Origin of the sequence: Campylobacter sp. JMF_08 NE1 (genome assembly GCF_027737875.1) — a bacterium.
Taxonomy (GTDB): domain Bacteria; phylum Campylobacterota; class Campylobacteria; order Campylobacterales; family Campylobacteraceae; genus Campylobacter_B.
Genome location: NZ_JAOVUC010000004.1, coordinates 13,187 through 39,719 on the forward strand (window position 1 = coordinate 13,187; position 26,533 = coordinate 39,719).

At 42.9% G+C, this 26,533-nt stretch carries 21 protein-coding genes; 14 read left to right on the forward strand and 7 right to left on the reverse strand.

Annotated features, from left to right (window positions below):
* Positions 1-63 precede the first annotated feature (63 nt).
* The 12 genes from ccsA (at position 64) to OFN91_RS04570 (ending at position 15,077) form a co-directional block, all read left to right on the forward strand.
* The gene (ccsA, locus tag OFN91_RS04515; RefSeq protein WP_270873426.1) at positions 64-3,177 is read left to right on the forward strand and encodes a cytochrome c biogenesis protein; all 3,114 of its coding nucleotides are present in this window, start codon (positions 64-66) and stop codon (positions 3,175-3,177) included.
* Positions 3,178-3,357: 180 nt separating this feature from the next.
* The gene (gene petA, locus OFN91_RS04520; protein ID WP_270859958.1) at positions 3,358-3,873 is read left to right on the forward strand and encodes a ubiquinol-cytochrome c reductase iron-sulfur subunit; all 516 of its coding nucleotides are present in this window, start codon (positions 3,358-3,360) and stop codon (positions 3,871-3,873) included.
* 10 nt (positions 3,874-3,883) lie between these two features.
* The gene (locus OFN91_RS04525; RefSeq protein WP_270873427.1) at positions 3,884-5,143 is read left to right on the forward strand and encodes a cytochrome b; all 1,260 of its coding nucleotides are present in this window, start codon (positions 3,884-3,886) and stop codon (positions 5,141-5,143) included.
* 1 nt (position 5,144) lies between these two features.
* A complete protein-coding gene (locus OFN91_RS04530; RefSeq protein WP_270862102.1) occupies positions 5,145-6,170 on the forward strand; it encodes a c-type cytochrome in 1,026 nt (341 codons plus the stop codon).
* 243 nt (positions 6,171-6,413) lie between these two features.
* Positions 6,414-8,420, forward strand: coding sequence for an FTR1 family iron permease (locus OFN91_RS04535; protein WP_270873428.1), 2,007 nt, complete (start codon positions 6,414-6,416; stop codon positions 8,418-8,420).
* Positions 8,417-8,938, forward strand: a complete 522-nt coding sequence (locus tag OFN91_RS04540) for an iron transporter (RefSeq protein WP_270859954.1) — start codon at positions 8,417-8,419, stop codon at positions 8,936-8,938. Before OFN91_RS04535 ends, OFN91_RS04540 begins: the two co-directional genes overlap by 4 nt.
* Before the next feature lie 485 nt (positions 8,939-9,423).
* On the forward strand, positions 9,424-10,806 hold the full coding sequence (locus OFN91_RS04545) for a Fe-S-containing protein (RefSeq protein WP_270873429.1): 1,383 nt from the start codon (positions 9,424-9,426) through the stop codon (positions 10,804-10,806).
* Positions 10,806-12,050 (forward strand): ABC transporter permease, encoded by a 1,245-nt coding sequence (locus tag OFN91_RS04550; RefSeq protein WP_270873430.1) that lies wholly within the window; start codon positions 10,806-10,808, stop codon positions 12,048-12,050. The genes OFN91_RS04545 and OFN91_RS04550 overlap by 1 nt, the downstream gene beginning before the upstream one ends.
* The gene (locus OFN91_RS04555) at positions 12,037-13,173 is read left to right on the forward strand and encodes an ABC transporter permease (RefSeq protein ID WP_270873431.1); all 1,137 of its coding nucleotides are present in this window, start codon (positions 12,037-12,039) and stop codon (positions 13,171-13,173) included. The genes OFN91_RS04550 and OFN91_RS04555 overlap by 14 nt, the downstream gene beginning before the upstream one ends.
* A 1-nt stretch (position 13,174) precedes the next feature.
* Complete coding sequence (locus OFN91_RS04560; RefSeq protein WP_270873432.1) at positions 13,175-13,843, forward strand: ABC transporter ATP-binding protein; 669 nt, start codon at positions 13,175-13,177, stop codon at positions 13,841-13,843.
* Positions 13,833-14,315, forward strand: coding sequence for a TlpA family protein disulfide reductase (locus OFN91_RS04565; protein WP_270873433.1), 483 nt, complete (start codon positions 13,833-13,835; stop codon positions 14,313-14,315). Before OFN91_RS04560 ends, OFN91_RS04565 begins: the two co-directional genes overlap by 11 nt.
* A 75-nt stretch (positions 14,316-14,390) precedes the next feature.
* Positions 14,391-15,077, forward strand: a complete 687-nt coding sequence (locus tag OFN91_RS04570) for a tetratricopeptide repeat protein (RefSeq protein ID WP_270873434.1) — start codon at positions 14,391-14,393, stop codon at positions 15,075-15,077.
* 57 nt (positions 15,078-15,134) lie between these two features.
* Here OFN91_RS04570 and OFN91_RS04575 read toward each other — a convergent pair whose 3' ends face one another.
* Entirely contained in the window at positions 15,135-16,313 is a 1,179-nt protein-coding gene (locus OFN91_RS04575) for an NAD(P)/FAD-dependent oxidoreductase (RefSeq protein ID WP_270873435.1), read from the reverse strand.
* A 124-nt stretch (positions 16,314-16,437) separates the two neighbouring features.
* On the opposite strand from OFN91_RS04575, the gene OFN91_RS04580 reads away from it, so the two are divergent.
* Complete coding sequence (locus OFN91_RS04580; protein ID WP_270873436.1) at positions 16,438-17,541, forward strand: MBL fold metallo-hydrolase; 1,104 nt, start codon at positions 16,438-16,440, stop codon at positions 17,539-17,541.
* A 212-nt stretch (positions 17,542-17,753) separates the two neighbouring features.
* Here OFN91_RS04580 and OFN91_RS04585 read toward each other — a convergent pair whose 3' ends face one another.
* The 6 genes from OFN91_RS04585 to OFN91_RS04610 all read right to left on the reverse strand — a co-directional run bounded on the left by OFN91_RS04585 (position 17,754) and on the right by OFN91_RS04610 (position 24,665).
* The gene (locus tag OFN91_RS04585) at positions 17,754-18,647 is read right to left on the reverse strand and encodes a radical SAM protein (RefSeq protein WP_270873437.1); all 894 of its coding nucleotides are present in this window, start codon (positions 18,645-18,647) and stop codon (positions 17,754-17,756) included.
* Positions 18,647-19,669, reverse strand: a complete 1,023-nt coding sequence (hemE, locus tag OFN91_RS04590) for a uroporphyrinogen decarboxylase (protein ID WP_270873438.1) — start codon at positions 19,667-19,669, stop codon at positions 18,647-18,649. The genes OFN91_RS04585 and hemE overlap by 1 nt, the downstream gene beginning before the upstream one ends.
* A 76-nt stretch (positions 19,670-19,745) precedes the next feature.
* Positions 19,746-20,777 (reverse strand): aspartate-semialdehyde dehydrogenase, encoded by a 1,032-nt coding sequence (locus tag OFN91_RS04595; protein ID WP_270862114.1) that lies wholly within the window; start codon positions 20,775-20,777, stop codon positions 19,746-19,748.
* Positions 20,770-23,421 (reverse strand): DNA gyrase subunit A, encoded by a 2,652-nt coding sequence (gene gyrA / locus OFN91_RS04600; RefSeq protein WP_270871441.1) that lies wholly within the window; start codon positions 23,419-23,421, stop codon positions 20,770-20,772. Before gyrA ends, OFN91_RS04595 begins: the two co-directional genes overlap by 8 nt.
* A 79-nt stretch (positions 23,422-23,500) precedes the next feature.
* Positions 23,501-24,112 carry a ComF family protein gene (locus OFN91_RS04605; RefSeq protein ID WP_333720467.1) on the reverse strand — a complete coding sequence of 204 codons (612 nt, stop codon included), beginning with the start codon at positions 24,110-24,112 and terminating at the stop codon, positions 23,501-23,503.
* Positions 24,113-24,119: 7 nt separating this feature from the next.
* Positions 24,120-24,665, reverse strand: a complete 546-nt coding sequence (locus tag OFN91_RS04610) for a YajG family lipoprotein (protein WP_270868801.1) — start codon at positions 24,663-24,665, stop codon at positions 24,120-24,122.
* Positions 24,666-24,762: 97 nt separating this feature from the next.
* Here OFN91_RS04610 and OFN91_RS04615 point away from each other — a divergent pair, with 97 nt between their 5' ends.
* Positions 24,763-26,514: a DNA polymerase III subunit gamma/tau gene (locus tag OFN91_RS04615; RefSeq protein WP_270873439.1), complete on the forward strand. Its 1,752-nt coding sequence runs from the start codon at positions 24,763-24,765 to the stop codon at positions 26,512-26,514.
* Positions 26,515-26,533 lie beyond the last annotated feature (19 nt).

Here is a 26,533-nt window from a genome sequence, read left to right on the forward strand (position 1 = left end):
TTTTAAGAATTTTTTGATAAAATCCCAGCTCTTAATAAAATTTATCATTTAGCAAGGAAAAATATGAAATCTATTTTTAGCATGGAATCTGCCAGCATTATGCTTGCCCTGCTGGCTATCGCGTGCGCGGTGGCGACATTTGTGGAGACTGCATTTGGCACGCCAGTAGCGTGGGCGAGTGTGTATAATGCGTGGTGGTTCGGGCTGATAATGCTACTTTTGGGGCTAAATTTAGCCTACAATATCTACCGCTACCGCCTCGGCGATATCAAAAAGCTTCCGACCTTTATATTTCATTTAAGCTTTCTTTTTATTTTGCTTGGGGCTGGGCTTACGAGATATTTTGGATTTGAGGGGAATTTGCACATTAGAGAGGGAGAGGAAAGCTCGCTAATTAGCACCAAGGACGAATTCGTGCAATTAATCAGCATAGGCGAGGATAAAAATTTCATCTCAGCCGATGAAAAAAACTACCTAAGCGGCGTAGGAAAGATGAAATTTGATCTAAATTTAGATGTAAATGGCAAAAATGCAAATTTAAAATTTAAAGAATTTATCCCGCACGGCGAGCTAAAATGGGTCAAAGACGAGAGCCAAAGCGCACCCGCTAGAATCGAGTTTTTGTTCTCAAACGATACCCAAAAACAGCCCCTTTCGCTACTTTCTGGGCAGAGTATCGAGCTAGGCGAGGTTAGCATTAGCTTTAATACCATGCCAAAAACCAAATATTTCATCTATGTCAAAAACGATGCCGATAAATTCTATATAAATTCAAATTTCGACATAAACGCCACTAAAATGGGCACTAGCGAAAAAATCGCACTAAATAAAAACGAGGATAATCTAATCGATGATTTATCGCTTTATAGCTTTGAGGGGACGAATTTCGCCCCAGTTAGCCTGCTAAGCTCAGCTGTGGAAAAATTTGTTAAGGTCGAGGAAAATTTAGCCGGTATGGGTGGCATTATCGCAGATCTTAGCTATAACAACGAAAGCAAAGAGGTGCTAGTAATCCAGGGCGAAAAAGGCCTTCAATACGAAGTCGGTGGCGCAAATTTTATCACGCTTTTGGGGCCAAAAATGGTAAATTTGCCGTTTAAATTAGCCCTAAGAGATTTCGTCATGGATCGCTACCCAGGCACGAACTCGCCCTCAGGATACAAGAGCGAAGTTACCGTCAAAGACGGCGCAAACAGCTATGATTACGATATTTATATGAACCATGTCCTAGATCACGGCGGATACAGATTTTTCCAAAGCTCGTATGACAGGGACGAGGGAGGCACTGTGCTATCTGTAAATCGCGACCCGGGTAAATTCCCGACATATCTAGGATATTTTCTGCTCTGCCTTGGCATGTTTTTAAACTTTTTAAACCCAAATTCGCGCTTTTTCAAGCTTTCTAAACTCATCAGCGAAAACACCCACCTAGCAAAAAGCGTGGCAATTTTGGCTGTAATTTTCGCCTGTGTTGCGCCAAATTTAGCCCACGCAGAGGGAAACGAGAGTGTGAATTTAAATGAAATCAAGCTAAATTTGCCAAATTTTGATAAGGAATTTAGCAAAGAACTTGGCAAATTAGTCGTGCAAGGTTTCAATGGCCGTATGGAGCCATTTGATACAGTTTCGCGCGAAATTTTGCACAAAATTTACCGTGGCGAAACCTACAAGGGCGAGGACGGGATTACGCTCAATCACAACGAAGCCTTGCTTTCGTTTATGCTAAATCAAGATTATTGGCGCACTGCCAAAATCATACGCGTGGGCGATAAGGAACTGCGTAAAATTCTAGGTCTTAGCGAAAATCAAAAATATGCTTCGATGATGGATTTTTTCGAAATGAAGGATAATGAGAGCTTTTATAAGCTTGATAAATTAAGCGAGGAAATCAACCGCAAACCCCTTGGTAACCGCTCTACGCTCGATAAAGAAATCATCAAAGTAAATGAGAGAGTAAATGTGTTTTACGGCGCGATTATGGGCGAATACTTCCGCATAATCCCTACTGGAAAGTCAAACGATAGCACCTGGATTTCGCCGTTTGCAACCCTTGAAATGCTAAGCGAGAGCGAGCGCGATAAGGTGCGCGATATGAGTGCGATGTTTGCCACAGCTGTGATTTACGCCCAAAACAAAAACGACTGGCAAAGCGCAAACAAAATGCTAAGCATTATCAAGGATTATCAAATCAAAAATGGTGGCGAGTTAGCACCTAGCGAGAGTGCGATAAAATATGAAATTTTATACAACAACGCGCATATTTTCAAACGACTTTTTTCGATTTATACAATCGCTGGATTTTTGCTTTTAATCTTTATTTTTATCCGTATGATGAAGCCAAATTTGGGCTTGAAATGGGCGTTTAATCTAGTTTGGTTTGTAAATGTAGTGGCGTTTTTGATCCACACTTTCGGGCTTGGGCTTAGAGCGTATGTATCAGGACATGCACCGTGGTCGAATTCGTATGAGTCGATGATTTATATCGCGTGGGCATTAGCGCTTAGTGGAATTTTCTTTTCGCGCAAATCTGCGATTTCTTTGGCGCTAACGGCGATTATGGCGGGAATTACGCTAATGGTCGCGCATTTAAGCGATATGGATCCGCAAATCACAAACCTACAACCAGTCCTTAAATCGCACTGGCTGACAATCCATGTATCTGTAATCACCGCTAGCTACGGATTTTTGGGGCTTTGTATGTTGCTTGGAATTTTCACGCTTTTGATGTTTTGCTTCGGCAAAAATAACCCAGAAATCGCGCGCAATATCACAGAAGCCACTAGAATCAACGAAATGTCGATGATCCTTGGGCTTTGTTTGCTAACAGCTGGAAACTTCCTAGGTGGCGTGTGGGCGAACGAGAGCTGGGGCAGGTATTGGGGCTGGGATCCGAAGGAAACTTGGGCTTTGATTACGATTTTTGTCTATGCGATTGTGGTGCATTTTAGATTTATGCCAAAGCTAAATTCACAATTTGCCTTCGCCGTAGCGTCGATGTTTGCGTATTTTAGCGTCATAATGACATATTTTGGAGTAAATTTTTACCTCACAGGTATGCACTCTTACGCAGCGGGCGAAAAAATCCCTGTGCCAAGCTGGGCATATATAATGACAGCTTCTATGTTTATTTTGGCAATCGTTGCATATTTTCGCTCGGGAAAATCGGCTAGATTGTAAAATTTATTATATGAAATTTAGAGTTTGTAAAAATAAAATTTCAAACTCTAAATTTTAAAATTTCATTAAATAATTCCCTTAAATAGGCATTTTAAGCCAAAATTCTTAACTCAAATCAATTAAATTTAATATTTATTTGGCTAGAATTACCCTTTTATTTCACAAAAAGAAAGGGTAAAGATGTCTGTTAAATCTGATTTTAGTGAAAATAGACGAGGCTTTATCGGACTTGCGTTTGGTGCGGTCGCTGCTGTGGGTGGCGTATTTGCATTAGGCGGTATGAAAAAAAGCTGGGATCCGCTTCCTAGCGTCAAAGCAGCCGGCGTAACGACTGTGGATTTAAGCCCGATTAAAGACGGAGAGCTATACAGGACAGAGTGGCGCAAAAAGCCAATATTTATTCTCAAAAAGACAGCCGATATGGGCAAAAACGATGAACGAGATGTCGTCGTAGGTGGCGCTAGATACACGCTTTGTATCGGTCTATGCACGCATTTGGGCTGTATCCCTAGCTACAAACCAGCTTCTAAACAATTCGTTTGCGCATGCCACGGAGGCGTTTTCAACACTGACGGCGTAGCTGTGTTTGGTCCGCCACCACGCGGTATGGATATACCTCCGTTTAAAATAGATGGAACTAAACTTGTCCTTGGCGAAGAGGGCCCTGAATATCAAGCTCTAATGGGCAAAGCGTAGGAGGATTGATATGCATGTAAGAAAATCAACAGGCATCTTGGATTGGTTAGATCAAAGACTTGCTGTTAATAAATTTATGAAAGTTATGATGACGGAGTATTGGATTCCGAAAAACATCAGCTTTTTATGGGCTATGGGCGTTATTTTGATGACGCTATTTATCGTGCTTTTCGTAAGCGGTTTAATGCTTGTAATGTATTACAAACCAGACGCTGCTTTGGCGTTTGATAGCGTAAATAAAACTATCATGCAAGAGGTAGAATATGGCTGGCTATGGCGACATATCCACGCAGTAGCTGCTTCGGTCGTGTTTTTGGTGATTTATATCCACACTTTTGTAGGACTTTACTATCGCTCATATAAGCAAGGTAGAGAGATGATTTGGGTCAGCGGTATGCTACTTTTCATACTTTTTTCAGCCGAAGCTTTTAGCGGATATATGCTTCCTTGGGGACAAATGAGCTACTGGGCGGCTATGGTTATTACAAATTTATTCGGTGGAATTCCAGTTATCGGACCAGCTGTGGTCGAGTGGATCAGAGGCGATTACGCTGTAAGCGATCCGACTTTGACAAGATTTTTTATGCTTCATGTCTGCTTGCTTCCGATAGTCGTAATCTCTGTCATCGCGCTTCACTTCTACGCGCTTCGTGTCCCTCATGTCAATAACCTAGACGGCGAGGAAATCGATTTTGAGGTAGAGAGCGAAAAATTCCTAAGCGGCGATACAAAAGGTGCAAAAGTTATCCCATTTTGGCCGGGATTTTTATCAAAAGACTTCTTATATCTTTCAATCTTTATGATATTTTTCTTCTATTTGGTTGGATTTCAATTCAATTTCGCAATGGATCCGATAAATTTCGACCCTGCAAACAGCCTCAAAACACCAAACCATATCTACCCAGAGTGGTATTTCTTGTGGCAATATGAAATTTTACGCGGATTTTTCTTCGATGTTGGACCATTAAAGGCAGCAGATATCGGACTTATGGCGTTTGCGTTCGCTGGTGTTTCACTAATGATAGTTCCATGGATGGATAGAAGCTCTGTCGTAGCCCCAGCTCACAGAAACAAAGCATATTTTATCTGGTTTTGGGTATTACTAATCGATATGATACTTTTAAGCCTATTTGGCAAACTCCCAGCAGACGGCGCAGAGCTTGGCATATCAAATACATATTGGGGCTTTATTTTATCGATACTTTATATCGCATTGATAGTAGTTGTCTTGCCTTTGATAACAATCGCAGAAAGAAAGAAAAGAGGTTAAGATGAAAGAGATAAAAACATTAGCAATACTCGTTGTTTTAGTAGCGGTTTTATACTGGATGATTGAGCCTTTTGCTCATACTAGACTTAGCCCGCATGTCGATCCTGCTAATTATGACTTTGCAGCCGAGGATATCACCCTTGCTACTACAAATGTAGAAAAGGCGCAAAAAGCCCTAGAAACAGCCCAAAACTCAGGCGATGAGGGTATGATCGCAAGTGCGACAAGAACGCTTCAAGACGCGAAAAACCAACAAGACAAAGTTACGCTATTTTGGGACGAGATTAATAAAATCGACATTATCAAAGGTGACGCCACAAGAGGCGCTGATACCTTTATGAACGCAGGTTGTGTGGCATGCCACGGCGTAAGCAAGCTTGGCATGGACGCTCCAATGGACGCGACAAGCGCTAGCGAAGCTTATGGCGTAAATCCGCCAGATCTTAGCAGTGCAGGATATCTATACTCACCAAAATTCCTAGCCGCTCTTATCAAAGATCCTGTAATGGCGATGAAGCTAGATCATAAATTTGGCGATGAAAACCCGCACCCAATGCCAGCATTTTACGGACTTGGCGATGATATAAACCAAGAAATCGCAGATATCGTAGCATATCTACGCTCAATCGCACCAAGCGCAATGGAAAACGCGCAGGTTTTCGAGGACTCATGCCAAAGATGTCACGATGTCAAATATGCTGGTCGCAAAGTCACAAGCGATATGGAGAAAGTCGCGGCCTACATGGGCTCTACTCCGCCAGATTTATCAATGATGATTCGCTCGAAGTTGCCTGATTATTTGCACGAGTTTATCAACGATACACAAAAGAAACTCCCAGGCACATCTATGCCTCGCGTTGGCTTGACACAAGAAGCTGAAAATCAAGTCGTCGCCTACCTCGAAGAAGTCGGCGATAGCAAAAAAGATGAGCGCGAAAAAACAGCACTTTACATAATGCTATATTTCGCGATTTTATCAGTTTTCGCTGGACTTTGGAAAAGCAAAGTTTGGTCGAAACTTCACTAAAACTAAGTAGTCGGTTCGCCGACTACTTTTAAATTTATCCCCTAAATTTCAATAAATTTTCTCAAATTTGACCTTTAAAATTCACTAAATTTCGATTTCAAATTCGCATAAATTTTGCCTTAAATTTGACCAAATTTCGGCTATCATTTAGCCTTGTTTTTGATAAACATTTTTATTATAGTTTAAGTATTTTGCTGTATAATCCCAAACTGATTTTGAAACCAATTAGCAAAAAGGTAGGTTATGAAATTTATCCTAAAATCATCTTTTTTACTGATTTTTCTGTTTTTATCGTCGCTTTTTGGCGCAGATTACCAAGTCCATGCCCAGGCGATAAAGGCTAAATTCGAGCAGGCTTTGAGCGCGTATGATAGCGGCGATAGCGCTAGTGCACGCAAACTAACCCAAGAGGCGTATTTTAGCCATTTTGAAAATTTAGAAGCTGGAATTCGCATAAATTTAGGACAGAAAAAATCCTACGCTATGGAAAAGCAGTTTGGAAATATCCGCAAAGCCTTTAAAGCAGGCACTCCAAGGGGCGAAATCGAGGCTATGATAGCAAAGCTAAATAGCGAAATCACTGAAATTTTGCCAGTCATCGAAAGCGGTCATAAACTAGTCGCCCAGTATCAAAACGAGGGCGAAGAACAGCCTCAAACTAGCGCAAATCAAAGCGAAAATTCTGCCCCAAACACCGCGCAAAATTCTAGCGCAAATTCGGGTGCAGATTTGGCAAATCAAACCCCAAATTCCGACCCAAATTCTCCATGGCTTAGCGTTTATAATGATTTCATCACCGAGCTAAATAATGCAAAAACTGCCTTTGATAACAAAGATGAAACCGCGCTAAAATCGGCTCTAAACAAGGCTAAATTTGACATTTATCGCAACACTCGTCTCGAAGAGGTCGTGCGAAAATATGTTTCTAGCAAAAACGACCAAATGATTCAGCGAATTATCTCGAATTTATTGCGCGATAACCTAAATATGGACGAAGCGAAATTTAACCAATCTCTAAAAGATTTAGATGATTTGCTTCTTAGTGCCACGCAAAATTTGCCTAGCCAAACTTACGCCCTAGCCCCACAAAGCGCGCAAGAGGCTAGCGAAAGCGAAGTGGCGCAAAATGCAGATTTTAGCCAAACCATAGCAAACATAAAATCCAAAATGGCGCAGGTTTTGGCTCTGTATGAAGCTGGCAAAACCGATGAGGCAATCGATGAGAGCGGAAATATTTACTTCGACGAATACGAAGAAAGTGGCATGGAAGCCCTCGTGGGGGCGAAAAACTCCCAGCTCAAACTTGACACCGAGGCTAGCTTCAATAAAATTTCAGCTCTAATTAGCTCTGGTGCGCCAAAAGAGCAGATTATCGCAGCGCAAAACGAGCTTTTCGCACAACTTGAAGAGAGCCTAAATTTGACGCGAAATTCTAGCGCATGGGATCTGTTTTTATACTCGCTTATAATTATTTTGCGCGAGGGTATGGAGGCCCTAATCATCGTGGCTGCCGTCATCGCCCTACTCATAAAATCAAGCAACGAGGGCAAATTAAAAATCGTTTATAGCGCGCTTGCGGTCGCAATTGCGCTTAGTTTTGCCACAGCGTGGGGCATAAGCGCGATTTTTGGCGCCGCAAAAGCAGGTCAAAGTCGCGAAATCCTAGAAGGCGCGGTCATGCTAGTAGCCGTGGGATTGCTATTTTATGTCGGGTTTTGGCTACTTTCAAATGCAAATTCGAAAAAATGGAGCGCGTATATCAGTGGAGCGATTTCGCAAAGCCTGAGCGAAAAAGACGGCAAAATGCTATGGTGGATGGTCTTTTTGGCGGTATATCGCGAGGGAGCCGAGACGGTGCTGTTTTATCTAGCGCTCATAATTGACGCTAAAACTCCGAGCGCGCTAGGTATGGTGGGCGCAGGATTTGTCGTAGGCGTAATCGCACTGCTCGTGGTTTATATCCTAATCAAAAAATTCTCTCTTCGTATCGCAATCAAGCCGTTTTTTATGATAACTTCGGCGATTATTTTTTATATGTCGATTGTCTTTGTCGGCAAGGGAATAATGGAGCTAGTCGAGGGCAAGGTATTTACGCCAAGCATAATCGAGGGCTTGCCTACGATTACATGGCTGGGATTTTACCCTTACAAAGAGAGCCTAATCCCGCAAGCTGCGCTAATCGTGGCTTTAATAGTTGGAATTTTGATAATCAAGCAAAAAAACAAATCTATTTCAAAGGAGAATTTATGAAAAAATTATTTTCATCAGTTTTGGCTTTAAGCCTTGCTTCAAGTATCGCCTTCGCTGGCGAGCAACCTATCGGCGAACCTGTGGAGATGAACGGCATGGAGATCGCCGCTGTGTATCTACAACCAATCGATATGGAGCCAAAGGGCATTGATCTAGCCCCTAGCTTAGCTGATATCCACTTAGAAGCTGATATCCACGCGATCGAGGGCAACGCAAACGGCTTTGGCGAGGGCGAGTGGATCCCATACCTAAAAATCGGCTACGAGCTAAAAAACCTAGATAACGGCAAAATCCAAAAGGGAAATTTCATGCCAATGGTCGCAAGCGACGGCCCACACTATGGCGCAAATGTCAAAATGGAAAATGGCGTGGGAAATTATGAGCTGATTTTCCATATCGAAAACCCAGGCGCAAACGGCTTTGGTCGCCACGCTGACAAGGCCACAGGCGTGGGCAAATGGTGGGGCGCATTTGATGTGAAATACACATTTGCATACACTGGAACTCCAAAAGAATAACGAAATTTCACCCTTTTCGGGTGAAATTTTAGAAGTGTTTGAAAAAAGGAAATTTGCAAATTTGGCATTGTGAGAAATGCGAAGCATTTCCGTAAAAATAAAACCAGCTAAATTTGGAAAAACTTTGTTTTTCCAAATTTAGCCACTTCTAGCGTTTTACAGGGGTGGGGGTTGGTAAGGGGGAGGGTAGCGTCTCGCAAAAAGCGCGCCCTCCCCCTTACAAGGAATTTCACGGCGCAGGTTAAATTCCTAAAATCGTTCAATGCTAAATTTAAGTAGAATTTTGAATTTAAATTTTTCTGGATTGCTTCGAGCCTTTCGGCTCTCGCAATGACAGCAAATTTAGCGCAAGGAATTTTAAAGTCGTAGATTGTCACAAATTTCGCTAACGCAAAATTCTCGCAATGACAAATTAGACAAAATTTAAATTTTAAATTTGCATTTTATTTCAAACAGCTCTAAAATTTCACATTTAGGTTGCAGTTTTGTCGATATTTTTTTACCATTTTGTTTTGGCATTTTTGCCACTATTTATCATCGCCGCGCACTTTGGCAAAAAAGATTTTGCATTTGCCTTTTTTGGAGCAGTGTTTGGGGGTGCCTGTTTTAGCGCGCTAAATCATAGTCTAATCGCACAAGAGGGCAAAATTTTCTTCGATATTTTGGCATTGATTGCGTTATTTTTACTGCCATTTTGCGCCAAATTTTGCCTTTCAAAAATTGCCAAATTTTGCATTTTTGCCCTTGGCGTTTGCGCCTGTTTTGAGTATTTTTTAATCAGCGCAAATTTTAAAATTTTTAGCACAGAACTCCTTGATAGCGGGGCTATTCTAAACCTTTTTATGGTGATTTTGGCTCTTTCGTGCCTAATTTTATTTTACCTGCTTTATAGCGAAATTTTAAAAAATCGAGCGCGCGCAAATTTTGTCGCCCTTACCCTAACCTGCGCCCTCTTATTCATCGCTAAGCTCGGATTTGTGGGGCTAGGGATTAGGCAGGGTGGATACTTCGCAAATTACGCCTCGCTAAAATTTATAAATTCGAGCGAATTTCTAAGCATAATCGCCAAAATCATCTACCACAACAACCAGCATTTAATATTGATTTTGTGCGCAATCGCCCTATTTATGGGGCTTTGCTATCTAAATTTAGCCCCCAAAAAACTAGCGCGAGATGAAAATATCATCGCTTGGCGCATAAACAAAAGCGCAAGGTTTAAAATTTGGCGCACTTTCCTCTGCACACTCGCACTTTGCGCCCTATTTTGCGCTATTAGCTTGTATTATTTGCTAGTAGCTTCTCGCCCGCCTACGATCGATACACCCACACTCGTAGAGCCGGTAAATGGCGAGTTTGTCTTTGACGCGCAGGCTTTGCAAGACGGGCGCCTTCACAGATACGCCTATATCAGCGATGATGGGCATAAAATCCGCTTTTTTTTGCTAAATAAATTTAGCACTCATCTCTCGCCGGTTGCGGTGTTTGACGCCTGCTCGATTTGCGGAGATATGGGCTATGTCAAAAAAAAGGGCGAGCTAATCTGCATAGCGTGCAATGTGCGAATTTTCTTGCCAAGTGTCGGTAAAATGGGTGGCTGCAACCCAATCCCTATGAAATTTGACTTTGACGGCGAGCGCGTGAAAATCGCACTTAGCGAAATTTTAAGCGGGGCAAGCTATTTTAGCGAAATCGTCGAAAAACAGGTCATCGACCCCGTTTCGCGCGCGCAAATTTCAAATTCATCGAAATTTAGCTATTTGTATTATGGCAGGATTTACTTTTTCGAAAACGAAAAAAACGAAGAAATTTTCACTCAAAATCCGCAAAATTTCGTCGATGAAAACGGCACTTTAAAGGAGCTTAAATAATGTTTTTTAGCATTTTAAAAGCTTCGATTTTTGGGGCTAAGGAGTCGAAATTTTTAGCGTTTTTGACGATTTTTTTATCTGTTGGCTTAATCGCTTGCATGCTAAATATCACGCTTAAAATCGGCGACAAACTAGCAAGTGAGCTTGGAAGATATGGCGCAAATATCGTGGTTTTGCCCAGATCTGCTAACCTAAATATCGAAATTGCAGGGCGCGATTTTTCGCCACTTGCAAACGATGATTTTTTGTCCGAAAGCGATTTAGTCAAAATCAAAGAGATTTTTTGGCGCAACAATATCACAAGCTACGCGCCGTTTTTATCCGAGCAAATCGATGAATTCGAGGTCGTTGGGACATACTTCGACAGACCCGCAGGAGTGAGCGATGAGCCTGATTTTAGGGTCGGGGTAAGGCACCTTTATCCATTTTGGCGCGTTAGTGGCGAGTGGGCAAAGGACGGCGCAGATGATGAAGTCATCGCAGGCGAAAAGCTGGGTTTAAAAATCGGCGATGAGATTGATCTTGGCATTTACACTGTGCGCGTGGTGGGGATTTTGCACGACGCGGAGGAATACAGCGGTAAAATCATCGCGAATTTGGGCTTCGTGCAAAAGCTCACTCACCGCGAGGGTCAAATCGCCAAAGCAGAAGTATCTGCAATGACAATCCCAGAAGATGATTTATCGGTAAAGGCTAGGCGAAATTTAGACAGCCTAGACGCCGTCGAGCATGATACTTGGTATTGCTCAGCCTATGTTAGCTCCATAGCATACCAAATCGCCGAGGATTTCCCAAACGCAAGCGCCAAAGCAGTCCTTAGCGTGAGCGAAGCCCAGAGCGGAATCACCAAAAAAATCCAAGGCCTAATGGGCGTGGTGAGTATCCTCTCACTCATCATTTCTAGCATTTGCATTGCAAGCTTGCTTAGCAACGAAACCTTCAAGCGCAAAAAGGAAATCGGGCTTTTAAAGGCGCTTGGGGCAAGCGGTTTGGCTATATATTTGCAATTCATCGCCGAAACCCTCGTCGTGTGCCTTTTCGCTTCGATTTTAGGGGCGAGCGCGGGATACTTAGCAAGCCAAATTATCGCTCAGCAAATCTTTGGCTCGTTTTTGGGCTTTGCTCTGCTAGTTTTGCCACTAAGCATTGCATTTGGGTTTGTAATCTGTCTAATCGGCTCGGTTTTGCCACTTCGTAGCGCGCTAAAACTGCCACCAGCGGAGGTTTTATATGGTAGAAAATAATAAATTTTATCGCACGATAGTCTTAAAAAGCATTTTTGCCAACTCTTTGCGCTCGTTTGTAATTTTTATCGCAATCGCCCTTGGCTCGGCAGTTTGCGCGGCGTTTGTGAATATCTGGGCAGATATCGACAAAAAAGTCGCAGGAGAATTAAACTCTTATGGGGCAAATTTGATAATCTCGCCAACCCTAGCGCAAGAATTTCGCATTAGCCAAGATGAGCTAAGGGCAAAATTTGAAAAAATTCCAAATCTCAAAGCGCACAATAGCTATCTATTTAAAAGTGCGAATTTAGGGGTAAATTCGGCTGTGGTAATGGGCGTGGAGTTTTCAAATTTGGCAAAAACAATGCCGTTTTTACAACTCAAAGAGGGCGAGCTAATCAGAGTGGATTTCGACGATAAAAACGCCCTAATCGGCGAGGATTTAGCCAAAATTTTAGGCGTGAAGTTAGGCGATGAAATCGGCATTTCTCCGCACAACGCAAATGCAAATTTCACTCACAAAGTCCGCATAAAAGGCATTGTTTTTGACGGAGGCAAGGAAGATGGCTTGCTTTTAATCTCGCTAAATTTGGCGCAAAATATCTTTAATGCCAAAGGCGAAATTAACTACGCCGAAGCGATTGTAGATAGCGATTTTAAGGGTCTTAGCGAAATTTCACAAAATTTGAGCGATGAGAAAATGAGCTTTAATGTCGTGGGTAAAGTATCCAAAACACAAGGCATAATCCTAGATAAAATCAAGCTTTTAATGCTACTAAGCGGCTTTACGATTTTAGCCATAACCTCGATTTGCATAAACACTAGCCTTAGCCAGGTCCTACTCTCTCGCATTAAAGAATTCGCCCTGCTTCGCGCAATCGGCGCAAACAGGGCCAATATCTTTCACATAATTTTGGGCGAAATTTTGCTTTTGTGCGTTAGCGGGGCAGTATTTGGCGCGATAATCGGGTATTTTTTAGCCATAATTTTGGGTCAAATTTTATTTTCTAGCGGAGTGGATTTTAGATTTATAGGGCTTGTAATGGCGGTGATTTTATCGCTGATTTTCGCGCTTAGTGCGAGTTATTATCCCATAAAACGGGCGCTAAATCCAAATTTGGCAAATTTATTAAAGGAATAATATGGAAATTTTAAAATTTAATGGTATTTGTAAATATTTTGGCGATGTAAAGGCGCTAGATGATATTAGCTTTGGCGTGAAAAAGGGCGAGTGGGTGAGCATAATGGGGCCAAGCGGGAGTGGCAAAAGCACGCTTGTAAATATCCTTTCTTTGATGGATAGCCCCACAAAGGGCGAGTATTTGCTAGGCGGAGATGATGCTAGCTCGCTAAATGAAGCGCAAATTTTGGAATTTCGTCGCAAAAAAATCGGCCTAGTTTTCCAGCAATTCCACCTCATACCATACCTAAACGCCATTGAAAATGTCATGCTAAATCAATACTACCACTCCTGCGTCGATGAAAAAAGCGCAAAAATGGCGCTCGAAAGGGTCGGCCTAGCGCACAGGCTGGCGCATAGACCAAGCCAGCTAAGCGGTGGCGAACAGCAGCGATTATGTATCGCGCGCGCCCTAATCAACGAGCCTGATATCATCATCGCCGATGAGCCTACGGGCAATCTAGACGAGGCGAACGAGGCTGTGATTTTGGAGCTTTTTAAGGGACTGCGCGCCGAGGGAAAGAGCCTCATACTGGTCACGCACAACGAAGAATTAGGCAAATACGCCGATAAAATCGTGCGTTTAAGGCACGGCAAATTAGATAAAATCGAGGTTTTAAATGAAATTTAAAATTTTAAAATTTGCGCTAGGGCTAGCGTGCGCTTTAATGCTTGGTGCATGCGATGGCGAAAAACGCCATTTAGCCCTAAATGGCGAAAGTATCGCGACGAAATTTGACCCAAAAACTCGCTCTTTTATAGTCGGCGAAAACGACAAACCTGTGATTTTGTTTTTTTTCACGGCTTCGTGTGGGGCATGCGGGGCGCAAACCCCTATCCTAAATGAAATCCACGCCTCGCAAAAAGCCCTTGTAATCGGCGTTTTAGGCGGTGGCGGTGAGCTAGAAACGGATCTGAAAACCGCGCGCGAAAAAGGGGTAAAATTTCCTACGCTTAGCGCGCCAGCCTCTGTGAAATACCTATCAAATGTCGCTGGTGGGATATTTGGCACGCCAACCTCGCTTATTTTTGACAAAAACGGCAAAATGGTAAAAAAACTAATCGGTCTGTATCCGAAAAGTGCGTTTGAAAATGAAATTTAAAAATTTAGTCTAAATTCAGTAATTATTTAAATTTTTCCACTAGAATTAGTAACTTTTTTATTTAAGGATAAGAAAATGACAAACCGCATACTAATCGCGATTTTCGCCCTATTTAGCGCACTTTGCGCCGAGCCGTATAGCGCGTATTCAAACGACGCTGTAATGAAAAAAAATCCTAATGGTGGTGCGAACCTCGACATCGCCAAGCTCTACGAATACTCCGACGCGCTGTGCAAACACGCCTGCGAATATCCGCTGAAATTTGACAGCGAGGACGAAGCCGAGCAAGGATACAACGACTCCGTGCTCATGGCGAGCGTTTTTGAATACATAAACAAAGAGATTATCACCGATAAAATCGACGCCAAAGACCGCACGCAATTCGATATGAAATTCGCCCAAATTTATGTATCCCAACACAATTTTGATGTGCTAGGTGCAAAGGAAAAAGCCGACGCGATTTATGAGAGAATACTAGCGCGCGATAGCCAAAACACCGAGGTTTTAACCACTTATGGCGAGTTTTTGCTAAATTCCACTCGCACAGACAAGGCAAAAGAAATTTTATCTCGCGCCGCAGCTCTTGGCGCAAAACGCCCGTATTTGGCACTCGCAGCAATCGAGCTAATGAATCAAAACAACGCCAAAGGGATTGAGTATTTGGAGATTTACTGCGCCGAGTTCAAAGACGACGAAAAGGCCAAAACCACGCTCGAAGGGCTAAAATCAGGCGATATCATAATCGAAAAAATTGAGCGATAATTTTGGGCTGAATTTGCGAAATTTGGCGAATTTTAAAATTTGTCAAATTTGCAAATTTTAGCCAAATTTGCCCAAATTTCGCGTGCTAAGTTTAGAATTTATCGCGCGTGCCACGCAAAGAGCGCTAGCAAAGGCAAAATGCAGATTATATCCTCCAAGCATTCCAGATGCGTCTATGCACTCGCCTGCAAAATACAGCCCGGGGACTTTTTTGCTTTCACAATCCGCGCCTAGCTCGTCCGTGCAAACGCCACCCGCGCTAATTTCGGCCTTTTCAAAGCCAAAAGTGCCAGCAGGGGCAAACTCGTAAGAAAAAATTCGCGCGATTTTTTCTAGCTCTGCGGGACTATATTTTGAGAAAATTTTATCCTGCAAATTTTGCGAGCGCAAAAACTCCAAAACAAAGCGTTTTGGTAAAAATGGCAAACTCGAAAGCTGTTTTTTACCGCCGTTTAGGGCCTTTTCTAGGCTTTGCATATTGTGATTTGGGGCGAAATTTAGAGTGATTTTGCCACTTCTCCAAAACAGCGACGCATTTAAAATCGCTGGCCCACTAATGCCCCTGTGCGTAAATAGCGCCTCGCCTACAATCTCGCGCCCTGCGAGCTTTGCGCGCACACCAAGGCTCACGCCACTTAGATTTTTGAACCAAAACTCGCTCTTTTGCACGCAAAGCCCCACGAGGGCTGGGCGAAATTTCTCGCACTTTATGCCAAAACTCACCGCAAAGCTTAGCGCGCTATCACTTGCGCCAAGTGCCCTAAAACTAGGCCCACCAGTGGCGATTATGAGATTTTTGGCACAAAATTTCTCGCCTTTAATGCTAAGCACATTAAAAATTTCGCCACTCTTTGAAATTTCGCAAATTTCGCAATTTGTGCGAATTTCGCAACTCTTTTGCGCCATAGATAGTAGTTTTTGCAATACTGCGCGCGAGTGGTTTTTGCAAAAATACTGAGCGTTTTTTTCTAAGCCAAATTCCAAAGGCGCAAACACGCTCAAAAGCTCATCTACGCTTAGCCGGCGCAGTATTTGCGAGATAAAATTTTCATCTCCTAAATAATTTTTCGCACTCAAATTTGCATTTGTGATATTGCACCGCCCACCACCGCTGGCTAAGATTTTGCGCCCTGCCAAGGCGTTTTTTTCCACAATCAAAACGCTTTTTGCGCGTAAATTTATCGCGCTAAAAAGCCCAGCCGCACCCGCGCCCACAACAATCACATCGTAAATCAAAATTTCTCCTATTTTTGGGCGCATTTTACTAAAATTTGCAAAATTGGGCAATAAATTTGGAGAATTTGTCTAAGCAAAATTTCAAAATTTCGCTAATATAAACCAAAAATTTCAAAGGGAAAAAATGATTTTAAAATCGATTTTTTGGTTTTTTGCTACGATTTTGTTTTTGGGCGCGCTCGTGCTTTGCTTCGTGAAATTTCACCCTGTTTTTGGCGGAGTGCCAGATGAGATTTCTATGGCGAAAATCCGCGCCAGCAAGGCTTACAATGGCAAAACCTTCGAAAACGCCCAGCCTACGGTGCTAGCGACCAGCGATGAAATGCCAAGCATGCTAAGCTGGCTTTATGATATGATTTTTACACCCAAGGGCAAAAACCCCTCCTGCGCGCTTCCTAGCGTGAAATTTGAGCCTAGCGCCCTCAAAAACGGCGATTTTGTCTGGTTTGGGTATTCGAGTGTGCTATTTCGCATAAATGATTTAAATATCATCACCGACCCTGTATTTTACCGCGCCTCGCCGATTTTCGTGGGTGGTGCGCCATTTAAGTATGAAATAACGCCTAGGATTTCGGATCTGCCGGATAAGCTATGCGTGGTAATCAGCCACGATCACTACGATCACCTCGATATGCGCGCTATCAGGGAGATTGACGCCAAAGCAGAGCGCTATATCGTGCCTCTTGGCGTGCGCGCCCACCTGCTTCGCTGGGGCGTAAGCGACGAGAAAATCACGGAGCTAGATTTAGAAGAGAGCGCAAGCGTAAATGGTGTGAGCTTCACGCTCGAACGCGCTAGGCATTTTAGCGGTAGATTTCACAGAAATACCACGCTGTGGGGCTCGTATGCGATTATCGCTGATGAGGCTAGGATTTTTTACGGAGGCGATAGCGGAGATGGCGAGCATTTCGCACAAATCGCGCAAAAATACGGACACTTTGATATCGCCATGCTAGAAAACGGCGCCTACAACCGCGCCTGGGCGCAGATCCACTCCATGCCAGAGCAAAGCGCGAAAAACGCCAGCGTGCTTGGTGCGCGCGTACTTTTGCCGATACACTGGGCGAAATTTGATTTGGCGTATCATAAATGGAGCGAGCCTATGGAGCGTTTGGTGCGCGCTAGTAAGGAAGCTGGGGCGAAATACACTATCGCAACGCCACTTGTGGGAGAGGTTTTTAATCTTTCAAATTTACCGCAAAACAGATGGTGGGAAGGCGTGAAGTAGCTGGGTTGCGGGACACTGCGCCAGATTTGTCATTGCAAAATTTTCACGCAAATAAAATTCCTAACACAAATTTTGCAAAAACACTGCCCCGAAATTTTAAATTCGTAGATTGCTTCGCTTTCTGCGAAAGCTCGCAATGACAGATTAAACAAATTTGCAAAACTCTTGCAATGACAATAACAAGCAAATTTCAGGGCAGTATTTTGCAAAATTTATGAAATTTTATAAAATCCGTCTTTTAGGGTGATTTTTCCTAAATTTAGCAAATTTGCTAAATTTGCTTTTGAGAGTTCGCTAAATTTAGCTTTGACATCGCCCAAGCTTTGGGGACGGCGAACTAGCATAGATAGGATTTCATCTTCGCTAAAATCGAGCTTTTCGCTATCATATTTTGGTTTTGCGACTATATTTACGCTTTGATTTTTCAAAAATTTGCTTAAAAATTCTAGCCTCTCGTAGCTTACTGGCTTAGCGTTTTTAAACGCAGGCGGACGATCAATCGTGCCTAAATCAATGCGAGCGGGATTTATTTTTTCAAGCACCGAATTTAGCGCTTCAAATTCGCTGGCAGTATCATTTAGTCCTGCAACAACCAAAATTTCAATAACTAATTCGCCCCTAAATTCAGAGCTAAATTTAATCAAATTTGAGATAATTTCGTCCAAATTTACACTATCATGCGGATTATCAATTTTTTTAAAAGTTTCACTAACCACGCTATCAAGGGAAAATTTACAAATATCGCATTTCAAAAATGCTTCGCGGTTTTGCGAAATTCTGCTTGAATTTGATAAAACTAGCAGTTTTTGAGGCAAATTTAAAGCCTTAATCTCGCTTACAAGTTCGCCAAATTTAGGGTGAAGGCTAGGTTCGCCATTAGCCGTAAGCGTGATGACTTGGGTATTTTTAAATTTTTTTAAAGCCGTTTTTAGCTCATCAAGCACGGGCGAAATATCGCAAATCTCGCTCATTTGCGAAATGGGCTTTTTGGCTTTTAATTCGCAATATGCACAGTTGAAGTTGCATTGCTTCGAATTTGGACTTAAATCAATCCCAAGGCTCTGCCCAAAACGGCGTGAGCTTACGGGACCAAAAATGTATTTCATTATCTCGCGCTCATTTCATGCACTAAATTTATGAAATATTTCGCATTTTCCACAGGAATATCAGGCAAAATTCCATGCCCCAAATTGAAAATATGCGGGCGATTTTTCATAACTTCCAAAATCTGCGAAACGCCCTGTTTTATGGCTCCTTTATCATAAAGGCGGGTTGGCTCCATATTTCCTTGAAGCGTGTATTTTTCGCCTAATTTAGCCGCAGCTAACTCTATCGGAGTGCTCCAATCCACGCCAAAAACATCGAAATTACCGCTAATCTTATCCAAATATCCGCTAATGCCCTTTGGAAAAACGATAATCGGAATTTGCGGAAATTTCGCCTTTAAATAGTCGCAAATTTCTAAAATATACTTCCAGCTAAACTCGAAAAATGCGCTTTCTTCTAACGCACTCGCCCAGCTATCAAAAATCTGCACAGCATTTACGCCGTTTTTGATTTGGTTTTCAAGGTAAAGTTTGGTCGTCTCAGTAACGGCGCGTAAAATCTCGTGCAAAAGCTCAGGGTTAGAATACGCCATTTTTTTGCAAATCGCATAAGTCTTTGTTGTGCCGCCTTCGATCATATATGTCGCCACCGTCCAAGGCGAACCACAAAAGCCAATCAACGCCTTATCATCGCTTAAATTCTGCCTTGTTAGCGCAACCGTATCATAGACATATTGCAGATTTTTCACGGCTTTTTCAGGGCTTAAAGCCTTTAAATCTTCCACGCTTTTCAAAGGATTTTTAAATTTTGGTCCCTCGCCTGCGACAAATTCCAAATCAAGCCCCATTTCAAGCGGAACAACCAAAATATCGCTAAATAATATCGCCGCATCGACGCCTAAAATCTCCACGGGCTGGATTGTAACCTCACTAGCCTTGCGAAAATCCTTACAAAGCTCCAAAAATCCGCCCACGCTTTTTCGCACTGCCATGTACTGGGGCAAATAACGCCCAGCTTGTCTCATCATCCACACAGGCGTATAAGGTGTCGGTTTTTTCAAACATGCGTCGATAAAAATCATCATTGCTCCTTAAATAGGCTAAATTTAGTGAAATTTGCAAAATTTAAAATGGGCGCTTTAAATTTGCGCCCAAAATTTATTTGTTTTCTTGAAGTTCAATCCAATCAAGCGCGATTCTAACGGCATTTGTAGCCGCTCCGACGCGGATTTGATCGGCACTGCACCAAAGGTGCAAGATTTTATCATCATAGATATCGCGACGGATTCTGCCTACGAAAGTTTCGTTCGTATCGGTAGCGACGATTGGCATAGGGTATTTTTTCTCGCTTGGATCATCGCAAAGCACGACGCTTTTTGCGTTTGCTAAAATTTCGCGCACCTTTTCAAGCGTGAAATCTTGTTTAAATTTAATCGTAATCGCCTCGCTGTGGCTTCTCATGACAGGCACGCGCACGCAAGTGGCGGCTACTGGGAAGTTTTTGTGCAGGATTTTTTGCGTTTCATTGACCATTTTTAGCTCTTCTTTGGTAAAGCCATTTTCGTTGAAAACATCGATATGCGGGATTACATTCATTGCGATTTGGTGAGCGAAAACCTTTGGCTCGCACTCATCGAGCTTAAAGGCAAAAAACGCTTGAAGCTGTTCGACTAGCTCGCTCATACCCTCTTTACCTGCGCCACTTGTGGCTTGGTATGTGCTCACATCTACACGCTCGATATCAAATGCGTCGTTTAGTGGTTTTAGGATTTGCACCATTTGGATAGTTGAGCAATTTGGATTGGCGATAATTCCTGTTTGCTCCCATAGCTCGATATCGCCAGGATTGCACTCAGGCACCACGAGAGGGACATCATCTTGCATTCTAAAATGGCTTGTATTATCGATTACTACTGCGCCACTAGCTGCTGCAAGCGGTGCGAAATGCGCCGAAATACTTCCACCTGCGCTAAAAAACGCGATATCAATCTCATTTTCTTCAAATGTAGTCTCAGTAAGCTCTTTTACCACATACTCTTTGCCCTCAAATTCTACGACCTCGCCAGCTGAGCGTGCGCTAGCTAGTGGCAAAATATCTGCTACTGGGAAATTTAACTCAGACAAAACTCTAAGTATCTCTTCGCCAACAGCGCCTGTTGCGCCAACGATTGCGATGTTATATCTATTCATCACCCTCTCCTTGTATGATTTGATTTTCGCTATTTTCTAAATTTAGGCTCTCGCCACCATTTTCTTCGCCCACTTCGCCCTCATCATCGCTTTCTGCTTTCGGGCAAGTAGCAATGCTAACCACATCATCGCCCTCGACATTTACCACGATGACGCCACTTGTGTTGCGTCCGGCCTTGCGTATGCTTTGGATATCTGTGCGAATCATCTTGCCACTTGTGGTTAGTGCCATGAGATCCATTTCCTCATCGACCATGACTACGCCTACCAAATCGCCGGTGCGGTTTGTGAGCTTCATGCAGATTACGCCCTTGCCACCGCGATTTGTGAGGCGATATTCGCTAGCTGTGGTGCGTTTGCCAATACCTTTTTGGCTCACGCTTAAAATTTCTAAATTATCATTTAAAATAAATGTCGCTCCAATCACCTCATCGCCAGCTTCTTTAAATTTAAGCCCTCTCACACCTCTGGCTACGCGTCCCATTTGGCGAACTTTACCGAGTTTAAATTTAACGCACATACCCTTTTTAGTAGCGATGAAAATCATATTTTCGTTGATTTCGCTACTGTTTTCATCTAAAATTTCGCTCTCAACTTCTTCGATTTCTTGCGAAATTTCTAAATTTTGTCCATTTTCATCATCGCTCTCAATCGGTGCGCTCTCGCCTGCCTCATTTGGCACGATTAGCGCAGTTACTAGCGCGTCATCATCGTCTAGGCTGATAGCCCTTACGCCAAGCGAGCGGATATTTGAAAACGCGCTTAAATTTGTGCGTTTTACGATACCATTTTTGGTGAAAAATACTAACGATTTGCTATCTGAAAAATCGGTAGTCGGGATTATCGCCATGATTTTTTCATCGCCTACGAGTTTGATTAAATTTACAATCGCCTTGCCTTTGGCTGTGCGTGAGCCCTCTGGGATTTTATAGACTTTAAGCCAATAAAGCTGTCCGCGGTCTGTAACAAACATAAGCGTATCGTGGGTGTTGCTAGTGAAGAAATTTTCGATGAAATCATCATCGTATGTCGTCACTGCTACCCTACCCTTGCCACCTCTTTTTTGTTTCTCGTAAGTCTTACTTGGCACGCGTTTGATATAGCCTCTATGCGTGATAGTTACGACCATATTTTCGTTTGGTATAAGGTCCTCGATATCGATATCATCGTAATCATCGACGATTTCTGTAATGCGCGGGCATTTAAATTTATCTTTGATTTCTAAGAGCTCATCTTTGATAATTTGCTCGATTAAATTTTCAGATTTTAGGATATTTTCAAGGCGTGAAATTTCGACCAAAAGCTCTTTTAGCTCATTTTCGATTTTTTCGCGCTCTAAGCCAGTTAGCTTGCTTAGCCTCATATCCAAAATCGCGTTTGATTGAAGCTCGCTTAGGCCAAATTTAGCCATTAAATTTTCCCTAGCTATCGCAGTATCGGCCGAATTTCTAATGATTTCGATCACTTCATCGATATTATCAAGCGCGATTTTAAGGCCCTCTAAAATGTGCGCCCTAGCGCGCGCCTTTTGAAGCTCGAAAATCGTGCGTCTAATGACGACGGTTTTTCTGTGATTTAAGAAAAGTTTAAGTAGCTCGATTAGCGAGAATACCTTTGGCTCTTTGCCGTCGATTGCGAGCATAATTACGCCAAAAGTGCCCTCCATAGTGGTTTGTTTGAAAAGATTATTTAGCACGATATCGCTCATAGCGTCGCGTTTGAGCTCGATTACGACGCGAATTCCCTCGAAATCGCTCTCATCGCGCACTTCGCTAATACCATCGATTTGCTTATCTTTGACCAAATCCGCGATTTGCTCAATCAAACGGGCTTTGTTTGTTTGGTATGGAAGCTCATCAATTACAATGACATCTTTGTTTGCTTTTTTCTCAATGTGGGTTTTGGCTCGCAGTTTAATCCTACCACGACCTGTGCGATAAGCATCAATTATGCCCTTTTTGCCAAAAATAAGCCCACCGGTTGGGAAATCTGGACCTTTGATGTATTGCATGACCTCTTCAAGGCTTGCGTTTTTATTGTCGATTAAAAGTAAAAGCCCATCTACAAGCTCATCAAGGCTGTGTGGCGGGATATTTGTCGCCATACCCACAGCGATACCGCTTGATCCGTTTAAAAGCAAATTTGGCACGCGCGCAGGAAGCACATCAGGCTCACTTAGGCTCTCATCGTAGTTTGGTATGAAATCGACCGTCTCTTTGTCTAAATCTTTCAAAAGCTCTTCGGCTAGTGGCGTCATTCTAGCCTCTGTATAACGCATAGCAGCTGCGCCGTCGCCGTCAATCGAGCCGAAGTTTCCCTGACCATCGACGGTTGGAATTCTCATAGAAAAGCTTTGTGCCATACGCACTAGTGCATCATACACCGCTGTATCGCCGTGTGGGTGGTATTTACCGATGACATCGCCCACGATACGCGCTGATTTTTTATATGGTTGGCGAGAACTAACTCCAAGGTCGTTCATAGCGTATAAAATTCGCCTATGCACGGGCTTCAAGCCGTCTCTGGCATCAGGTAAGGCGCGACCTATGATAACGCTCATCGAATAGTCTAAATAGCTTGTTTTTATTGATTCTTCAACATCTATGTCTATGATTTCTTGTGTGTCAAAAATACTTTCTTGCATATCTTTCCTTATTGCAAATTTAAACTTTTGATTTTAGCAAAAAAACCTTTTGAGTAACCTAAAATTCGCGTAAATTTGCTTAAATTTGTGCATTTGCCAAAACTATGCCAAAAACCACTCTAAATCCAGCCTTTTTTAAAACCTCCCTAGCCTCCAACATACTAAGCCCGGTTGTAACGATATCATCGACTAAAATCACGGGAAATTTTGGCTCTTTTGTAATTTTATAATCGCGCCTGTGTTTTAGGCGAAATTCCAAGGACTGACCTGCGTATTTGACCTTGTTTTGGGCTTTAATCACGCCATAAGTTGGCGTGATTTCGCGCGATTTTAGCGCACGAGCAAGCACGGCAGTATGCGAAAAACCTGAGCTGATATCATCATCTAGCGGGACAGCTTGAAATTTGAAATTTGGGATTTCGCGCGTCAAATTTGGCAAATTCTCATCTAAAAAAGCCTTAAATTCATTTGGAAATTTCGCCAAGCTAAATTTAGCCAAACGCGATAAAACCGCGCTTCCGTGCAAATGGTGCTTGGAGAGGATTAAATTTTTAACCTCCGAGTATCCATAATAATAAAATACCACGAAATCCTCCACCACACGCGCGTTTAGGCGGTTTTGCGAGAGGGTGCGCGCACAAGAGGCGCAAAAAAGGCGCAGGGAAAATGCGCCACAATTAATGCAACGCATTTAAAATTTAGAGCGAAGAGACGATTTGATCGGCTGATTTTTTGATGATATCTCTTAGCATACTTTCGACGAAAGGCTCCATTGTGCGGGCATTGCGAAGGGCTGCAAACTCGCTTTGATCTTGGGCGACGCGCTTGGTAATCGTTCTGGTGCCATTTACGATAGTTATGAAAACTTCGGCTTTTGCGCTCATATTTTGTTTAGAATACCCCTCGATTGCGGCATTTAGGGTTTTGATATCCACGCTTATGTTAGCCCCACCTGCGCCTATGGCTACGCCACGCGCGCCAAGCTCGGTTTTAAGGGCGTTTTCGAACCACGAACTCAAATCTGTTTTAAGCAAAACCTCATCGATTAAATTTCCGCTATTATCGTTGATAGTGCCGATGATTAGGCTGTTTTGGCGAGAGTCTTTGATATTTAGCTCGCCAGCGCTTTTGGTTTTTGCCTGTGGCGCAACACCAGAAATATATGGACTAAGCCCCAAAACAGGCGTATTGCTCGAACACCCTGCGATTAGAAGTGCAAAGATTGCGACAAAAATTGATTTCATTTTGATCCTTTTTTGAAAAATTTGGCGTAATATAGCGATAAATTTTAAATTTATAGTTTTTTTTGTATTATTAAAAGTTTTAAATCAAGGAGAAATTTTGCAAGCACTCGCACTAAAATACAGACCCAAAAACTTCGACGCCCTAATCGGACAAAACGCAATCGCAAGCTCCCTAGCGCACGCACTTGATGGCGCAAGACTAGGACATGCGTATCTTTTTAGCGGACTTAGAGGCTCTGGCAAGACCTCGACCGCGCGTATTTTCGCCAAAGCCCTGCTTTGCGATCACGGACCCACTTCGAAGCCTTGCGAGAGTTGCGATAACTGCATAATGGCAAACGAGGGTCGCCATATCGACATCATCGAAATGGACGCCGCAAGCCACCGCAAAATCGACGATATCAGGGAGCTAATCGAGCAGACCAAATACTCCCCGGCTAGTGCGAGATTTAAAATTTTTATCATTGACGAGGTTCATATGCTTACCAAAGAGGCTTCAAACGCCCTTTTAAAGACGCTTGAAGAACCGCCTGCGTATGTGAAATTTATCCTAGCTACCACAGACCCGCTCAAACTACCAGCGACCGTGCTTTCGCGCACGCAACACTTCCGCTTCAAACCAATCGCCCAACTAGCGATTATTTCGCACCTTGAAGCGATTTTGCAAAACGAGGGTATTTCTTACGAAAACGGCGCGCTCAAAATCCTAGCTAGAAGCGGTTCTGGCTCGCTTAGGGATACTCTCACGCTTTTAGATCAAGCCATAATTTATAGCGAAGAAAATGTCACGCAAACCGCAGTAGCCGATATGCTAGGGCTCCTAGATCCCGCCAAAATCAATGAAATTTTAGAAATCGTTTTGCGCCAAGACCGCGTGGGCGCTATCGAAATCGTCAAAGAGATCGAAAACTACAACGCCGAGACCATAATCGACGAGATGATTGCAAATTTAAAAGAGAAATTTTTGCGAAATGATACCAAATTTAGCATGCTAATTTATGAGCGATTTTTCCGAATTTTAGCCGGCGCAAAAAGTATGCTAGGCGTGAGTTCGGATAATACTTACTCGCTTTTGATGATGATATTTTTGATGATGGAAGCTGTGAATTTGCAAGAAATCGACGAATTAATCGAAATTTCAAAATCCATTGATGATGGCGGTGCAAGTGGGGCAAATTTGGGCACTGCGCCAAATTTTGCTACGCCAAAAAGCGCGCAGGCAAATGCAAATTTCAGCGCACCGCGAAATGCGCCAAATCCAGCGCAAAATTCAGCGCAAAGTCCAGCTCCTGCGCAAAACAGCACCAGCCAAAAACTAAACGATTTAGAGCAAAAAGTAGCGCAAAAAACAGGCGCAGATACGCTAAATGCGAATTCGGCGTATGATAAATTTCTTTCGAATTTATACGATAGAAGCTACGAGCTGGGCGAGAAATTTGATAATTGCATTGAATTTGTCAAATTTGAAAACTCCACTTTGTATCTGATTTCGCGCGCCAAAAACGAGGACAAAGAGTATTTGCGCGCCGCGTCAAGGGCGATAAATAGCGTTTTGAAAATGACTTTTGGCGAAAATGCTAAAATTTCAATCACCCAAAACGCCCCACTTCGCGAGGCGGAGCCAAAGCCGAATTTGGCAACCCCGCCAAAGGATTTACCCAAGCCAAATTTGCTAAATCAGACAAATTTGAGCAATTACGAAATCAGCGCCGAAGTAGCCAAGCCTGATATGCAAAAAACCAGAAGCGAGCTTGCCAAACTTGCAAGCGAAGCTGTGAGCAAGGAAGAAATTTTAAAAACCGAGCTTGCAAATCTTTTTGGCGAACCGAGTAAAATCGTAGAAAATTAGCTTAAATTTATCAGCTTTG

Excerpts from the sequence above, each read along its gene's own strand:
- petA (WP_270859958.1), top strand. The coding sequence starts at position 3,358 with ATGTCTGTTAAATCTGATTTTAGTGAAAATAGACGAGGCTTTATCGGA.
- OFN91_RS04610 (WP_270868801.1), bottom strand. The coding sequence starts at position 24,665 with ATGAAATCAATTTTTGTCGCAATCTTTGCACTTCTAATCGCAGGGTGT.
- OFN91_RS04595 (WP_270862114.1), bottom strand. The coding sequence starts at position 20,777 with ATGAATAGATATAACATCGCAATCGTTGGCGCAACAGGCGCTGTTGGC.
- OFN91_RS04530 (WP_270862102.1), top strand. The coding sequence starts at position 5,145 with ATGAAAGAGATAAAAACATTAGCAATACTCGTTGTTTTAGTAGCGGTT.
- OFN91_RS04535 (WP_270873428.1), top strand. The coding sequence starts at position 6,414 with ATGAAATTTATCCTAAAATCATCTTTTTTACTGATTTTTCTGTTTTTA.
- OFN91_RS04540 (WP_270859954.1), top strand. The coding sequence starts at position 8,417 with ATGAAAAAATTATTTTCATCAGTTTTGGCTTTAAGCCTTGCTTCAAGT.
- gyrA (WP_270871441.1), bottom strand. The coding sequence starts at position 23,421 with ATGCAAGAAAGTATTTTTGACACACAAGAAATCATAGACATAGATGTT.
- OFN91_RS04560 (WP_270873432.1), top strand. The coding sequence starts at position 13,175 with ATGGAAATTTTAAAATTTAATGGTATTTGTAAATATTTTGGCGATGTA.
- ccsA (WP_270873426.1), top strand. The coding sequence starts at position 64 with ATGAAATCTATTTTTAGCATGGAATCTGCCAGCATTATGCTTGCCCTG.
- OFN91_RS04580 (WP_270873436.1), top strand. The coding sequence starts at position 16,438 with ATGATTTTAAAATCGATTTTTTGGTTTTTTGCTACGATTTTGTTTTTG.
- OFN91_RS04525 (WP_270873427.1), top strand. The coding sequence starts at position 3,884 with ATGCATGTAAGAAAATCAACAGGCATCTTGGATTGGTTAGATCAAAGA.
- OFN91_RS04565 (WP_270873433.1), top strand. The coding sequence starts at position 13,833 with ATGAAATTTAAAATTTTAAAATTTGCGCTAGGGCTAGCGTGCGCTTTA.
- OFN91_RS04605 (WP_333720467.1), bottom strand. The coding sequence starts at position 24,112 with ATGCGTTGCATTAATTGTGGCGCATTTTCCCTGCGCCTTTTTTGCGCC.
- OFN91_RS04585 (WP_270873437.1), bottom strand. The coding sequence starts at position 18,647 with ATGAAATACATTTTTGGTCCCGTAAGCTCACGCCGTTTTGGGCAGAGC.
- OFN91_RS04550 (WP_270873430.1), top strand. The coding sequence starts at position 10,806 with ATGTTTTTTAGCATTTTAAAAGCTTCGATTTTTGGGGCTAAGGAGTCG.
- hemE (WP_270873438.1), bottom strand. The coding sequence starts at position 19,669 with ATGATTTTTATCGACGCATGTTTGAAAAAACCGACACCTTATACGCCT.
- OFN91_RS04555 (WP_270873431.1), top strand. The coding sequence starts at position 12,037 with ATGGTAGAAAATAATAAATTTTATCGCACGATAGTCTTAAAAAGCATT.
- OFN91_RS04570 (WP_270873434.1), top strand. The coding sequence starts at position 14,391 with ATGACAAACCGCATACTAATCGCGATTTTCGCCCTATTTAGCGCACTT.